The 15,033-nt window shown below is 49.5% G+C and carries 11 protein-coding genes; 1 reads left to right on the top strand and 10 read right to left on the bottom strand.

From position 1 onward, the window contains the following. Positions 1-103: 103 nt before the first annotated feature. The 4 genes from gatB to asd all read right to left on the bottom strand — a co-directional run bounded on the left by gatB (position 104) and on the right by asd (position 4,398). Positions 104-1,540: an Asp-tRNA(Asn)/Glu-tRNA(Gln) amidotransferase subunit GatB gene (gene gatB / locus ADS79_RS01265; RefSeq protein ID WP_049736602.1), complete on the bottom strand. Its 1,437-nt coding sequence runs from the start codon at positions 1,538-1,540 to the stop codon at positions 104-106. A gap of 6 nt (positions 1,541-1,546) precedes the next feature. Next, on the bottom strand, positions 1,547-3,019 hold the full coding sequence (gatA, locus tag ADS79_RS01260) for an Asp-tRNA(Asn)/Glu-tRNA(Gln) amidotransferase subunit GatA (protein WP_049736601.1): 1,473 nt from the start codon (positions 3,017-3,019) through the stop codon (positions 1,547-1,549). 32 nt (positions 3,020-3,051) lie between these two features. After that, entirely contained in the window at positions 3,052-3,342 is a 291-nt protein-coding gene (gene gatC / locus ADS79_RS01255; protein ID WP_049736600.1) for an Asp-tRNA(Asn)/Glu-tRNA(Gln) amidotransferase subunit GatC, read from the bottom strand. Between the two features lie 207 nt (positions 3,343-3,549). Further along, positions 3,550-4,398, bottom strand: coding sequence for an archaetidylserine decarboxylase (gene asd, locus ADS79_RS01250; protein ID WP_049736599.1), 849 nt, complete (start codon positions 4,396-4,398; stop codon positions 3,550-3,552). A gap of 174 nt (positions 4,399-4,572) precedes the next feature. Here asd and ADS79_RS01245 point away from each other — a divergent pair, with 174 nt between their 5' ends. After that, positions 4,573-5,499, top strand: a complete 927-nt coding sequence (locus ADS79_RS01245; RefSeq protein WP_049736598.1) for a diguanylate cyclase domain-containing protein — start codon at positions 4,573-4,575, stop codon at positions 5,497-5,499. A 59-nt stretch (positions 5,500-5,558) separates the two neighbouring features. Here the strand turns inward: ADS79_RS01245 and ADS79_RS01240 are convergent, their stop codons facing one another. The 6 genes from ADS79_RS01240 to pcrA all read right to left on the bottom strand — a co-directional run bounded on the left by ADS79_RS01240 (position 5,559) and on the right by pcrA (position 14,980). After that, the gene (locus ADS79_RS01240) at positions 5,559-6,572 is read right to left on the bottom strand and encodes an MraY family glycosyltransferase (RefSeq protein WP_236699845.1); all 1,014 of its coding nucleotides are present in this window, start codon (positions 6,570-6,572) and stop codon (positions 5,559-5,561) included. 86 nt (positions 6,573-6,658) lie between these two features. Then, a complete protein-coding gene (gene pruA, locus ADS79_RS01235; RefSeq protein ID WP_049736597.1) occupies positions 6,659-8,206 on the bottom strand; it encodes an L-glutamate gamma-semialdehyde dehydrogenase in 1,548 nt (515 codons plus the stop codon). A 340-nt stretch (positions 8,207-8,546) separates the two neighbouring features. Then, entirely contained in the window at positions 8,547-9,620 is a 1,074-nt protein-coding gene (locus ADS79_RS01230) for a CamS family sex pheromone protein (protein WP_049736596.1), read from the bottom strand. Positions 9,621-9,632: 12 nt separating this feature from the next. Continuing rightward, positions 9,633-10,517 (bottom strand): WD40/YVTN/BNR-like repeat-containing protein, encoded by an 885-nt coding sequence (locus tag ADS79_RS01225; RefSeq protein ID WP_084765543.1) that lies wholly within the window; start codon positions 10,515-10,517, stop codon positions 9,633-9,635. A gap of 55 nt (positions 10,518-10,572) precedes the next feature. Beyond that, positions 10,573-12,588, bottom strand: coding sequence for an NAD-dependent DNA ligase LigA (gene ligA, locus ADS79_RS01220; RefSeq protein ID WP_049736594.1), 2,016 nt, complete (start codon positions 12,586-12,588; stop codon positions 10,573-10,575). A gap of 58 nt (positions 12,589-12,646) precedes the next feature. Beyond that, on the bottom strand, positions 12,647-14,980 hold the full coding sequence (gene pcrA, locus ADS79_RS01215) for a DNA helicase PcrA (protein ID WP_049736593.1): 2,334 nt from the start codon (positions 14,978-14,980) through the stop codon (positions 12,647-12,649). Positions 14,981-15,033: the final 53 nt, after the last annotated feature.

Genomic DNA, 15,033 nt, shown 5'->3' with positions numbered 1-15,033 from the left:
ACTGTCTATATTACCTCTAATGGTAGGATTTAGCACATGACCAATGATGCATGACAAAAGAAACAGCACCCTCCTTTTGGAAAGTGCTGTTTGGTCTTATTGCCTACAGGCTGTTCAATACTTCCTGAATCAATTTATTAACCATTGGCGGGTTCGCTTTGCCTTTGGTCTGCTTCATCACCTGCCCGACAAAGAAAGCTGCTGCCTTCTCGTTTCCGGATTTGAAGTCTGCTACGGCTTGTGGATTGGAATTGACCGCATCGATGACGATCTGGCGGAGTGCGCCTTCGTCACTGATTTGCACCAGTCCTTTTTCCTCGACGATCTTCTTCGGCTCTTTGCCAGTCTCCACCATCTCCTTGAAGACGGTTTTGGCAATTTTGGAGGAAATCGTGCCATCTCCGATCAGCTTGATCATTTCGCCTAAGCCTCGTGGTGTCATTTTCACATCAGAAAATTCCAGGTTGTTGGCATTGAGGTGAGCTAGAAGGTCTACCATCAGCCAGTTGGCAACCGATTTCGGATCTGCACCAGTCTTCACTGTCTCATCAAAGAAATCCGCTGTTTCTTTGGAGATCGTAATCACTCCGGCATCTGCCGCTGACAGTCCAAACTCGTTTACATAGCGAGCCTGACGCGCATCCGGCAGCTCAGGAATTGAAGCACGAACAGCTTCAATCCACTCTTCGGAAATCTGCATACGCACCAGGTCAGGGTCTGGGAAGTAACGATAGTCGTGCGCTTCCTCTTTGGAACGCATCGTCAATGTTTTCTTGTTGGCTTCATCCCAGCGGCGCGTTTCCTGTACGACCTTGCCACCCGAGTTCAGCACTTCCGCTTGACGGAGCACCTCGTACTCCAAGCCCATTTGGACGTTGCGGAAGGAGTTCATGTTTTTCAGCTCTGCCTTGGTTCCGAACTCTTCTTGACCATATGGACGGATGGATACGTTGGCATCGCAACGAAGGGAGCCCTGCTCCATGCGTACGTCGGATACTTCGGTGTACTGGATAATCGCTTTGAGCTTTTCCAGATAGGCTCTGGCTTCTTCCGGTGTGCGAATGTCTGGCTCGGAAACGATCTCTACCAGAGGTACGCCGACACGGTTGAAGTCTACCAGGGACTCTCCGCCAAAATCGCTGTGGGTCAGCTTACCAGCGTCTTCTTCCAGATGCAGGCGCGTAATCCCGATGCGTTTTGTCTCACCGTTTACCTCGATATCGATCCAGCCATTGTAGCCGATCGGCTGGTCAAACTGCGAGATTTGGTACGCTTTTGGCGAATCCGGATAGAAGTAGTTTTTGCGGTCAAACTTGGTCTCGCGGGAAATCTCGCAGTTGAGCGCGAGTGCTGCCTTCATAGCAAATTCCACAGCTTGCTTGTTGGTGACCGGAAGCACACCTGGATGTCCCAAGCAAATCGGGCAGGTATGCGTATTTGGTGGCGCACCAAACTCTGTCTTGCAGCCGCAGAAAATTTTGCTGTTCGTCGATAGCTCGGCGTGGACCTCCAAGCCGATGACGGTTTCGTACTTGCTCATGACGCCTTACCCCCTTACCCATTCCGGCTTGCGCTGGTGAAAGCCCACGGATTGCTCATAGGCATGTGCTACGCGCAGCACAGTGGATTCATCAAACGCTCGTCCCACAATCTGCAAACCGATCGGCAAACCGCTTTTAGCGAAGCCGCATGGCACACTGATTGCTGGCAAGCCAGCCAGATTGACAGGTACGGTGCAGATGTCTTCCAGATACATTTTGACTGGATCGTCTGTATTTTCTCCGATTTTGAATGCCGTAGACGGCGTAGTCGGATGCAGGATCACATCGTAATCAGCAAAAATGCTGTTGAAGTCTTGAATAATCAAGGTGCGCACTTGTTGTGCCTTTTTGTAATACGCATCGTAATAGCCGGAAGACAAGGCATACGTTCCCAGCATAATGCGGCGTTTTACCTCTGGCCCAAAGCCTTGGCTGCGGGATTCTTTGTACAGCTCGATTAGGTTTGTTGCATTGTCTGCACGCACACCGTAGCGAACGCCGTCAAAGCGAGCCAGGTTGGAGGAAGCCTCCGAAGAGGACAGCAAATAATACGCTGGAACGGCATATTCCGTATGTGGCATGGAAACCTCGCTCCATGTCGCGCCCATGCTCTCCAGTTGCTTCAATGCTGCCAGAACCGCATCGCGAACCTCAGCGTCAATGCCTTCGCCGATCAATTCTTTTGGTACACCGATGCGCAGCCCTTTAACATCTCCCGTCAGTGCGGAGAGGTAGTCTGGGACTGCTACGTTGGCAGAAGTCGAATCATACTCATCATGTCCCGCGATGGCTTGCAGGACATAGGCGGAATCCTCGACGTTTTTGGTCACAGGTCCGATCTGATCCAGTGAGGAGGCAAATGCCACCAGTCCAAAACGGGAGACACGGCCATACGTTGGCTTCAAGCCTACGACACCACAAAAAGCTGCTGGCTGACGGATCGATCCGCCCGTGTCAGAGCCAAGTGTAAAATAAAAATGACGCGCAGCCATCGCTGCCGCTGATCCACCACTGGAGCCGCCCGGAACATAATCGGTGTTCCATGGGTTTTTGGCTGGATAGAAGCCCGAATTTTCATTGGAGCCGCCCATAGCAAACTCGTCCATGTTCAGCTTCGCTACCATGACCGCATCTGCTTCTTTTACTTTTTTCGAAACCGTTCCATCGTGAACAGGATCGTAGTTAGCCAAAAATTTGCTGGCGCAGGTTGTGCGTACATCCTTTGTAATCAGGTTGTCCTTGAGTCCAGCAGGCAAGCCGAAGAGAAGCCCCAGCTCCTCGTTTTCCTTGACCAGACGCTCGTCCAATTGACGGGCATTGGCAAGTGCTCCTTCTTCATCTACGTGCAGTACAGACTTGATTTCTCCATCATGCTCCTTGATGCTGGTGATGGAAGCCTGCACCAGATCAGTCACAGACAGTTCTTTTGCGCGCAGGGCGCTATGTATCTCCGACAATCGCTTGTCAAACAGCGACACAGTGGGTTCCTCCCTTCTCGTTATCCTTTTTCCTATTCGAATACAGCTGGTACCTTGAATTGTCCTTCTTCGTGATCCGGTGCGTTCTTCAGCACTTCCTCACGCGGCAGGGATGGTCGGTTAACGTCTTCACGCATGACGTTTTTTACATCAGTTGCATGACTGGTCGGCTCGATATTCGATGTATCCAGCTCGTTTAGCTTGGCTGCAAATTCCAGAATCGCATTGAGGTCCTTTGTGTATCGCTCAGCTTCTTCTTCTGTTAGCTGCAGGCGGGCCAGATTAGCTACATGTTCTACTTCCTTGCGAGTAATGGCACTCATTTTTTCCACCTCCGAATCGTATCACATAACTTTGATCTTACTTGAAAACAGCGGGTTCAGTCAATTTTCGCGGGGATATACACACTGTAAACAAAACTATTTCGACAAAAAAAGATTGACTAAGAAAGCACAGATTTAGACGAGACGTTAAAAAACAAGTCCAAGGCAAAATGCCCTGGACCTTTTCTTCTATCGGTTTCATCGATTCTATTGGGGCTGTGACTTCTTTTTTGCCAATGCTTGACCCATGAGTAAGCTCTGGCCTTTTTCAATTCCTGCTGCCCACTCCAGTTGGTTGGATTCAAGTAACAGAATCACAGTGGAACCAAATTCAAACCAGCCGAGCTCTGCCCCTTTTTCATAATGAGGGGTGCCTGCAATTTTCTCATGCGTTTGCTGGCCATTCTTGATATTGGTTGTTGCCGTATTGTAGCAGACCTTGACGCTGCCAACGAACAGAGCGCCGACCTTGACCAGTGCCATGTCTCCCAAGCCATCCGTTTGGAAATGGGTAACCAATCGTTCATTTCTGGCAAACAGGGAGTCTACGTTTTCTATCCCCAGTTGGTTCACCGGATACAAACGCCCTGGCAAGTAGCAATAGCAGGTAAGATCCCCTGCAACTGGCATATGAATTCGATGGTAATCGCGAGGGCTCAAATAAATGGTGATGAACTTTCCGCCATAGTAGCGCTTCGCTTCTTCAGAACCACCCAAGAGCTGCGACACATCGTACTCTTTTCCTTTTGCCTGGATTAAGGTACCCTCACAAATATCCCCAAGCTGTGAAACAGTTCCGTCCACCGGGCTGACAATCGTATCTGCTCCCGGAGCAATTGGCCTTGCCTCTGGCTTCAGACGACGTGTAAAAAACTCTTTGAGCGTACGGTATTCCTTTACCGGTTTTTCTATGATCGAAGTATCAATCTGATAGTGCCGTATGTATCGTTGAATGGCTAATCGACTAAAACCGGAAGCGGTAATTTTTCCCATAGTCCGAGACATCGCATTCTGTGGAAGACGATGGATGAGACCTGGAAGCAGCTTTTTGCGCATAAAACAAACTCCTTGTTCACTTTCGATTAGACAACCTGTACTCGAATATCCTTACTTTACCACTCCACTAACATGCAGTAAACCCTACACTATTACCAATGACTCATCATTTTCTTAGGCCATATTGCTATACTATAATAATGGGGACAAGCCTACATTCAGGAGAAGACAGATATGAAAAAGCTCGACATCGCAACACTGATTAGTGAACACGGGGATATCCTGACCAGCTTATTTCATCATATGTCAGACATGTTCTTTCTCATGTCTGTGGAAGAATCGGCGGAGAAGCATTACCATTTTCGCTATGTCCTGATGAATCCAGCCGCTATGCAAGTTGCAGATCTATCCGAGGAAGCATACGGAAAGCGAATCGAGGATGTATATCCGGAAGAAAAAGCAGCCTTGTTGAACAGAATGTATCAAAAAGCGGTGCAAAATGGGGAACCCATCCACTATACGACGAACGGTGAAGTGATTGGCGAGTCGATTCTGTCGCCCGTCTACAACAAAGATGGCGTATGTACACATGTATTTTCCGTGACGCGGGATATTACCGAGCGCAAAAAGCTGGAGACACGTCTGGAATACATGGCGTATCATGATGTGCTAACGGGATTACCAAACAGGCGTCTGCTTCATATCAATCTGCATGATGCTCTGACAGCAGCCAGAGTAAACGACGAGTTGGTCGCTGTTCTTTTTCTCGATTGTGATCATTTTAAAGAGATTAACGACACATGGGGACACAATACTGGGGATACGTTTCTAAAAATGCTGGCCGAGCGACTCAAGTCCTGTGTACGTGATGGTGACACCGTTGCCCGCCTGGGCGGAGATGAGTTTGTTGTACTGCTCACAGGCGTTCACACAAAGCTGCAAGTCGAAAAGGTAGCGACACGCATTTTACAATCCCTTCAGCATCCATGGGTAATCGATGGGCAAGAGTTTTCTTTTACCACGAGTATCGGCGTCGCTCTTTACCCGACCTCTGCCACTGACGCTGACCAGCTCCTGGCCTATGCCGACAAAGCACTGTATCGGGCCAAGGCGACCGGTCGCAACCAGTTTTTATTTTTCGAGGACCCCATCCCATCATGAAATGATGCAGGCTACGCCAAGGAAGTTTGGTGTGGCCTTTTTTATTGAAGTGCTTCCCTCTACAATAAAAACAAAAACACAGACAATGCCGAGAGCAGAAAGCTGACGAAATACAAGACGACGACCGTCTGCTTTGCTGACAAGCCACGTGACATTAACCGATGATGAACATGCCGCCGGTCTGCCTGATGCATTGGAGAGCCCGCCAAAAGCCTGCTGACCATGACCTGAATCGTATCGATGACAGGAAGACCTAGCGCAAGCACAGTCACAACGAGCGAAATGAGCGTTGCCCCCTTCATCGTCCCCTCAAGTGAAATAACCCCCAGGGAAAAACCCAAGAACATGGAGCCTGCGTCCCCCATGAAGATTTTTGCCGGATGAAAATTAAAGCGTAAAAATGCCAAGGCAGCACCCGCTAGCGCCACCGCCAGTAATGCTGTCAGATCTTGTTCCCTGACCATCGACAGGAAAAAAAGCGTTACAGCCGAAAAAACAGTTGCCCCCGCTGCCAACCCGTCCACCCCATCCAAAAAATTGACCATGTTGATCAGCCCGACAATCCATAGAACCGTTGCCAGAAGGGAAACGAGGAGCGGAAAAGAAATATAGGTTCCGTCTTCTCCAATCCACGACAAGCTGATTCCGCGAAACCGGATGTCCAGCACAAAAGCAAAGACAGCAACTAGCAATTGAACAAGCAGCTTGGGCAATGCAGGAAAATCCTTTTGCCTGGATTTGTAGGTATCATCGACCCAACCGATAGCTACCAGCATAGCGCCTCCAACTGCCAAAACTGCAACGGTTTTTTGCGCCCCTGCAAAAAAAGTTGTCACTATCAGCAGACCGACGAACATTGCCAGTCCACCAGATAATGGCATTGGTCTGCTATGCCCCTTCCTGCCTTTAGGCATATCCAGCAGCTTCGTTTTCCACGCCAGCCAATCTGCTACTGGCATTAACAAATACACGATAAAAAACGTGGTGAGCCCTGACACAATATACGTAAACAGTTCCCCACACCTGCCCCGCACAACAATTTTTCTTAGTGTGGACAAAATGAGGACGAGCAAACCGAAAAAGCCGCCTCTATTTAAGAGACGGCTCTTGTAACATGCGGCTCACACACCGCACTGTATCTACCTCGATAGAGGTTTTCTTACATTTTTTCAGAAACCATTTTCGCTTGCGTGAAGAGGAGCAGATAGTCTGGTCCACCCGCTTTGGAGTCTGTACCGGACATATTGAATCCGCCGAATGGATGTACGCCTACCAAAGCGCCTGTGCACTTACGGTTGAAGTACAGGTTACCCACGTGGAACTCTTCGCGTGCGCGCTCCAGGTTTGCACGGTTGCGGCTGATTACAGCGCCAGTCAAGCCGTACTCTGTGTTGTTCGCAATTTCCATAGCATGGTCGAAATCGTTCGCTTTGCAGAATGCTACTACTGGGCCAAATATTTCTTCTTGCATGATGCGAGCATTTGGATCGAGGTCAGCGAATACTGTTGGCTGGATGAAGTAGCCGGAATCTGGTCCTTTTTCGCCACCTGCAACCAGTTTGCCCTCTTGTTTACCGATTTCGATGTACTCCAGGATCTTGTTGTACGCTTTCTCGTCAACAACAGGACCTGTGTAGAAATCGTTTGTTCTGATGTCGCCTACAGTCAGGTTTTTCGTCATTTCTGCTACGCGACCCAGTACTTGATCGTACACATCTTGGTGAACAATTGCACGGGAGCATGCAGAACATTTTTGACCAGAGAAACCGAATGCAGAAGCAACGATAGATTGTGCAGCCAATTCGATATCGCAATCGCTGTCAACAACGATAGAGTCTTTACCGCCCATTTCTGCAACGAGACGCTTCATCCATTTTTGACCTGGACGATGTTTTGCAGCCAGCTCGTTGATGCGCAGACCTACGTCGCGGGAGCCAGTGAAGCTGATGAAACGAGTCAGTGTATGTTCTACGAGGTAGTCCCCGATTTCTCCACCGGAACCTGGTACGAAGTTAACAACACCAGCTGGAACGCCAGCGTCTTCAAGGATTTCCATGAATTTCGCAGCGATTACTGGAGTGGTAGAAGCTGGTTTCAGTACAACTGTGTTACCAGCTACGAGAGCAGCTGTAGTCATCCCTACCATAATGGCGAGAGGGAAGTTCCATGGTGGGATTACAACACCAACACCAAGTGGAACGTAGTACAATTCATTGTCCTCATCCGGGATGCGAGGAAGGTCATGGCGCTGGGACAGCTTATCCATTTGACGGCCATAGTATTCCATGAAATCGATAGCTTCTGCTGTATCAGCATCTGCCTCTGCCCAGCTTTTACCTGCTTCTTTTACCAGCCAAGCAGAAAACTCATGCTTACGGCGACGCATGATTGCGGATGCTTTATACAGATAGCGGGAACGAGCCTGTGCAGGCACCTTTTTCCACGTTTCGAATGTGCTTGCAGCTGTTTGGATTGCTTTTTCAGCCAGTGCTTGGTCAGCCTGGGAAACCACACCCACTACTTGCTCTTTATTAGAAGGGTTGATGGATTTGGATTTCTTCTCAGTTGTGATGCGCTCGCCGCCAATGATGAGTTCATACTCACGGCCCAACTCGCTTTCTACTTTCGCGAGTGCTTCTTCAAATGCCTTTTTATTTTCTGGCAGACTAAAATTAGTAAACGCCTCGTTTTTGAATTCCACTTGCATCTGTGACGCCTCCTTATAAATTTCTTCCATGTCCGGATCGCTTATAATCTTATGCAAGGATCATACCAATTAAAACTGAACTTCCTCGACTCCACTATTATTTGCATTTTTCTCGAAAAACATCTTCCTGTATCAGGGAACCCACCAAAACACTTCTGTTCAATCTCTACACATCATTACACACTTATGTTTGAACACAACCGTCAACAGCTTCGTAAATAGCTACGCGTATTCCCTCGTGATCGGTGCCGCAGTTATGATGGAAACCAGCGTACAAAAAACCCGATTCTTCACCACCTAAGCAATGAAAAATCGGGTATGGATCAATCCTCTTGCATGATTAGCTCCGATAGAGATGCATATACGGCTCACCTGATGTCGGTCGAATATAGATCGACAACGGCTTGCTCATCGTCTGCACATACAGGTTGACGTGAACACTCTTGTCTATCAGCTGATTAATGCTCCCTGCTGCAAACTGGGTAAATTGCAGCACTTCAGAACGCGAATCGTATTCAGCAGTAGCCGTAATCGTCAGCTCTGTCAATCTACCATCCATAAATCGTCCGACACCAGTCAGGCCGATGTACTCTGGGAAATACTCTTTCGTCTGGCGCATCAGCTTATCAAATTGAAGGGACTGCTGCGCGTACTTTCTCTCTACGTCCTTGCTCGGGAAGAGAAAATATTCTTCTTCGATCGGTTGCCACTTGGAAACTACCGCCTCACCTGCGCTGACCGTTCCCGACATGATAAAGTGTCCCGGAACCAACGACGAATTCGCTTCCGGTACTTGGTACATCATAATCAGTATCGGTACCTGCGGGGTGTTCACACGTACAGACTGGACAATCTTTGCAGCGAGCTGTTGCCCTTTTGCCTGCAATTCCTGCGGCGTATAGACTTTTTCCTGACCGGTCGCATCGACATAGTTGGGTGACAGTGACAATCCCAAGACCATGCCAGACAATTGCTTGGTCTTTTTGCTCAGATAATCATGCTCCAGCACATGTACCAGAATTCCTGTTTTCTTCTGTCCATTTGCTGTGCCGCTTTTTTCTTGCGCGATCCATTCTGTCACCTGTTCCCGTGTCACCTGCTGACCTTCTTGGAAGAAATAGTCTGACGTCGAGAACGTGTCTCTGGCAAACTCCATCAGACCGAGCTCCAGATGACTAAAGTCAATGCGGTACTTGGTGCTGCTGAGCATGCCACGAGTCTGATTCGTTTTATACGGCGTAACGCTTCCGTAGTAATCTTCGGATACTTCTACAACCTCTGACAAGGATGGAGTCGTAGGCTCGGGAGCCGGCGTCTTTTCCTTGCCAATGGGTAGCAACGAACAACCAGATGTTACAATCACGAGAAGTAGAGCCGTCACTAACCTGCATCCTGTCAAAAACTTCGCTTTCATACGCTACTCCTTTTAGTTCCACTTAGTCCAGCGATTGTCGACGAGCTTGTAAATCAGAGCCGATTCACCGATTCCGATCCACTTTGTTTTCCCTTCGCCGGAAGCAATCAAAATCAGTTTTTCAGGGGCCCGTGCATCTAATAGACGCCACTCCCCTTTTACTTTTTCAAAAACACCACGTTCGGTAGCGACAGCCAGAACTCCGGTACGTCGTTCGATGGAAAGAGAATAGATTTGTTGTGCCTCTGGCAATACCTCTGTCTTCCACTGCCCGTCTTCATTATAGAGCAAGCTGAACTGCGCGGCTACATAGAGTCGGTTTTCTTCGGGGTTAAAATCCATGGCATATACTTCCTGATCCATCGGCTGCCACAAACTCCAATTCTCTCCCTTATCAACGGACTGATAAATTCCTTCGCCGGAAATAAAGGCAAACAGGCGGATTTTCTCCCCCTGACGTATGCCAGTGAAGCTGCGAATCTCAGCTGGAACGGGCAACCCTTTACCGATGGATGTCCATTCCTTCCCGCCATCTGTAGAAAGATGGACGCCTTCATTGCCCGCGACGATGATTTGATGCGTGTCCTCGGGGTCAACAAACCAGCCCACAATCGCTTGCTGTTCCAGCTGCGGAGAGAGGAGGCCCCATAAGCCTCCATCCGCTGAGCTGTACAAACCCGCGTGCGTACCGACCCAAACTCTTTCTGAATCCGCCGTCATCTTGAGGTTGTGAACCATTTCTCCCTTTTCCAGTACGTCCTTATAGGTCAAGTCTCCCTGTAGAGCAGCTGCCGTAACCGAAGAAGGATGTGGCTTGCTCTTTTCGCTGTCATCCGTACAGCCAACCAAGAGGGTAAGTACTACCGCGCCTATTCCCCATCGTAGGAAGCCTTTCATGCCCTTCACGTCCCTTCCCTTGCTCATCCGTCTCTGTCGCTATCGTCTGGTTTCTTTATTGGTTTGCTTCGAGAACCTGCAGGAAGCCTGCTTCGTCCATTACTTCTACACCAAGCTTTTCTGCCTTCTCCAGCTTGGAGCCAGCTTTGTCTCCGGCAATAACCAGATCCGTCTTTTTGCTGACACTTCCCGTTACCTTGCCGCCCATGCGAGCAATGGCTTCCTCAGCCTCCTGGCGCGACATCTGTGTCAGTGTACCTGTCAGAACAATCGTCTTTCCTGAAAACGGCAGCTCCGCTCCGCTTTCGATACGAATTCCTTTGTATTCCATATTGACGCCAGCAGCCTTCAGACGCTCGATAACTGCTGCTGCCTGTGGCTGACTAAAGTAGTTAATCAGGCTTGCCGCCATTTTCGGTCCGATTTCGTCGATTTGCGTCAACGCTTCTTCATCTGCCTGCATGATGGCATCCATGCTTCCAAAATGCTCGGCAAGAACGCGCGCTGCCTTTGCTCCGACCAAACGGATGCCGAGGCCAAACAGTACCCGCTCCAGCGAGTTTTCCTTGCTCGCTTCGATGGCAGCCAATAAATTATCAACAGACTTTTCTCCCATGCGCTCCATCCCGAGGAGGGCATCGCGCTGCTGATGCAGGTAATAAAGGTCTGCCACGCTATGGATGATGCCATCATGATACAGCTGAGCCACTACCTTTTCCCCGAGACCATCGATATTCATCGCTGTACGGGAAACGAAATGGATCATGCCCTCGCGAATCAGCGCTGGACACATCGGGTTGATACATCGGAGTGCTACCTCTTCCTCCAGGCGTACCAGCTCACTGCCACATTCCGGGCAATGCGTAGGCATGGCAAACGGCGTCTCGGAGCCAGTACGTCTCTCCGGGAGAACCGCAATGATTTCCGGGATGATATCGCCCGCTTTTTTCACGACGACATGGTCGCCAATCAACAAGCCTTTTTCACGAATGATATCTTCGTTGTGCAGGGACGCACGCTTGACTGTCGTTCCTGCCAGACTGACTGGCTTCAGCAGCGCCGTTGGGGTCACGTTGCCCGTTCTGCCTACTGAGACCTCGATTCCTTCCAAAATCGTGATAGCTTCCTCGGCAGGGAATTTGTAAGCAACGGCCCAGCGTGGACTTTTTGCGGTGAAGCCCAGCTCCTGCTGCTGAGCGTAGCTGTCTACTTTAATGACCAGACCATCGATTTCATACGGCAAGTGCGGACGCTTTTCTGTCCAGCTTTCCACAAAAGCCAGCAGCTCGTCGATATCGTCAAAGACACGGCGCTCCTGGTTAACCTTAAAGCCCAGCGTTTCCAGCAGAGCTAGCCCTTCGCTGTGTGACTCGACTACCTCGCCCTGCAAATCACCAATCGCGTAAATAAACGTATCCAACTGACGGGCAGCGGCAATTTTAGGATCAAGCTGTCTGAGCGAGCCTGCAGCCGAGTTGCGAGGATTCGCAAACAAGGCTTCGCCCCGCTCTTCCCGCTCTTTATTCAATTTCTCGAAGGCGCCTTTTGGCATGTAGGCCTCGCCGCGTACCTCCAGCGTCAGCGGTCGTGTGAGTCGCAATGGAATCGAGCGGATTGTCTTCAGGTTTTGGGTAATATCTTCTCCTGTTGTACCATCGCCACGAGTCGCTCCTCTGACAAACAAGCCATCTTCGTAATGGAGAGAAACAGCCAATCCGTCGATTTTCAGCTCCACGACATAGCGCACCGCCTGACTGCCGACTGCCTGACGGACACGGCGATCAAAATCCCGTATTTCCTCTTCGTTAAAAGCGTTGCCCAGACTCAGCATCGGAGTTCTATGTACGACTTTTTCAAAGAAAGGCAATGGCTCCCCACCTACGCGCAGGCTTGGGGAGTCAGGCGAAGCCAATTCCGGAAAGAGACTTTCCAGTTCTTTTAATTCCCGCATCAATTGATCGTATTCCTGGTCCGTAATTTCAGGTCGATCCTCTTCATGATAAAGACGGTTATGGTGCTCAATTCGTTTCGCTAATTCTTTTATTTTTATTTCCGCCGTCAAATGATCCATGTCATTCATCCTTTACTCAAGCGATTGGATTACCGGATTTATGGTACTTTTTCTTTCATTATCCCCGTTGGATAGGAGCAAATTTCGCCAACAGCTTTTTAATACCGGTAGGACTTGGGAAAGCGATATCGAGCTCCATATCGTCACCCATTCCCTTCACCTTGACGACGGTTCCTGTACCCCACTTGCCATGCTGTACGCGATCGCCAACCTTCCAGTCAACACCTGCGCCACCACCATGCCCTGGCAATTTATCTCCAGCTTGTTGAACACCTGGACGTGAGAATGAGGATGTGGCTGCTCCTGCCGTTCGCTGAGCGAGACCCATTTTGGGAGCTGCACCTGCTTGGGAGGATGGGGCACCAAACGGTCTGCCCATGTCTCGTTGTCCAAATGCGGAGGTGCGTCCACCACCAAATCCACCCCGATCTGCTGTCGGACTTCCTTCGAGAAGATCAGCCGGAATCTCCTGCAGAAAGCGGGATGGGGCATTCACGTTTGTCCGTCCGAACAAGGTCCGCATCCGTGCACACGTCATGTACAGACGTTCCTCAGCGCGCGTGATGCCTACGTAAGCGAGGCGACGCTCTTCTTCCATTTCGGCATCGTCAAACAGTGAGCGGCTGTGCGGGAATACTCCTTCCTCAAGTCCAACGAGGAATACGACCGGAAATTCCAAACCTTTGGCACTGTGCAGGGTCATGAGAACGACCTGACCCTCAGCCGATACTTCTTCCTGTGTTTTGTCGTCACCAAGTGAATCGATGTCAGCCACAAGCGCCAAATCGGTCAGGAAAGCAAGCAGGCTCTTGTCTTCGTTTTTGCGCTCGAATTCCTGCGTAACGGACAGAAACTCCTCGATATTCTCAAGTCTGGCCTGTGCTTCCAACGTTTTCTCTTCTTTGAGCAATTCGCGATAGCCAGAGCGCTTCAATACTTCTTCTACCAGCTCCGTTACACTCAAGTAATCGGTCATCTGCATCAAATTCGTAATCAGGTCGTTAAAGGATAAAATCGCATTTGTCGTGCGCGATGGCAGCCCCATATAAGCGGTGTCCTGTATCGCTGCATAAAGAGACTGACCCTGCGAGTTTGCATACGCCTGCAATTTGTCTACCGTCGTGTCCCCGATGTTGCGCTTCGGCACATTGATAATACGCTGTAAGCTAATATCGTCGTCCGGATTGGAGATGAGACGCAAATAAGCCAGGATGTCCTTGATCTCTTTGCGATCGTAGAACTTGGTTCCGCCGACGATGGTATACGGAATGTTCGACTTGATGAACACTTCCTCCACCACACGGGATTGTGCGTTCGTCCGATAGAGAACGGCAAACTTGTCATAGCGCTTGTAATCCTGCATTTGCTTGCGAATCGTGTCCACGATAAAATACGCTTCGTCGTGCTCGGAGTCGCCCTGGAAGCAGTTGATTTTTTCTCCACCGTCATTATCCGTCCACAGCTTTTTTTCCTTGCGCAGCTTGTTGTTGGCAATAACCTCGTTTGCTGCTTGAAGAATCGTTTTAGTGGAGCGATAGTTTTGCTCCAGCTTAATCATTTTCGCTTCGGGATAGTCTTTTTCAAAGTTTAAAATGATGGAAATATCTGCACCGCGCCATTTATAAATACTTTGGTCGGCGTCACCCACGCAGCAAACGTTGCGGGATTTGTCCGCCAGCATGGAAATGAGCAAGTATTGGGCGCGGTTCGTATCCTGATACTCATCTACGTGAATATAGCGGAATTTTTTCTGATAAAACTCCAACACCTCTGGCACTTCTTTAAACAGACGAACCGTCGTCATGATCAAATCGTCAAAATCAAGAGACTGGTTGCTTCTCAGCTTTTTCTGGTACGCCTCATATACTTTGGCAGCCACTTGAGAAAACGGGTCACCAGCGAGGCGAGTGAATGTTTCCGGATCAGTCAGCTCGTTCTTCGCTGTGCTGATCGCCGACAGGATCGACCGTGGCTCATACTGCTTCGGATCGATATTCAGCTCCTTTAGACATTGCTTCACAACCGACAGCTGGTCGCCTGCATCCAAAATGGAGAAGCTTCGGTTAATTCCCAAACGGTCGATGTCTCTGCGCAAAATACGTACGCATAAAGAGTGGAAGGTCGAAAGCCACGCATCCTGTGCGGCTGCCCCTCCAATAATGGCTGCGACACGGTTTTGCATCTCCCGTGCTGCCTTATTTGTAAACGTGATGGCAAGAATGCTCCATGGCGCTACTTGCTTGGCACTGATAAGATAGGCAATCCGCTGCGTCAGTACCTTTGTCTTGCCACTTCCTGCTCCTGCGAGAATCAAAACGGGTCCTTCAGTTGTAAGGACCGCTTCCTTTTGCTCAGGATTCAAACCGGCTGTAATTCGATCTGCAAAAGACATATGTAAAAATCCACCTTTCCACGTTCCCTAAACGAGCGCATATGTTCTTATTT

It is taken from the genome of Brevibacillus reuszeri (assembly GCF_001187725.1).
Classification (GTDB): domain Bacteria; phylum Bacillota; class Bacilli; order Brevibacillales; family Brevibacillaceae; genus Brevibacillus; species Brevibacillus reuszeri.
This window is presented reverse-complemented; position numbering and strand designations above follow the sequence as displayed.

Coding starts and splice junctions, on each gene's coding strand:
- gatB (WP_049736602.1), bottom strand. CDS start 1,540: ATGAGCAAGTACGAAACCGTCATCGGCTTGGAGGTCCACGCCGAGCTA.
- gatC (WP_049736600.1), bottom strand. CDS start 3,342: ATGAGTGCCATTACTCGCAAGGAAGTAGAACATGTAGCTAATCTGGCC.
- asd (WP_049736599.1), bottom strand. CDS start 4,398: ATGCGCAAAAAGCTGCTTCCAGGTCTCATCCATCGTCTTCCACAGAAT.
- ADS79_RS01245 (WP_049736598.1), top strand. CDS start 4,573: ATGAAAAAGCTCGACATCGCAACACTGATTAGTGAACACGGGGATATC.
- pruA (WP_049736597.1), bottom strand. CDS start 8,206: ATGCAAGTGGAATTCAAAAACGAGGCGTTTACTAATTTTAGTCTGCCA.
- ADS79_RS01230 (WP_049736596.1), bottom strand. CDS start 9,620: ATGAAAGCGAAGTTTTTGACAGGATGCAGGTTAGTGACGGCTCTACTT.
- ADS79_RS01225 (WP_084765543.1), bottom strand. CDS start 10,517: ATGAAAGGCTTCCTACGATGGGGAATAGGCGCGGTAGTACTTACCCTC.
- ligA (WP_049736594.1), bottom strand. CDS start 12,588: ATGGATCATTTGACGGCGGAAATAAAAATAAAAGAATTAGCGAAACGA.
- pcrA (WP_049736593.1), bottom strand. CDS start 14,980: ATGTCTTTTGCAGATCGAATTACAGCCGGTTTGAATCCTGAGCAAAAG.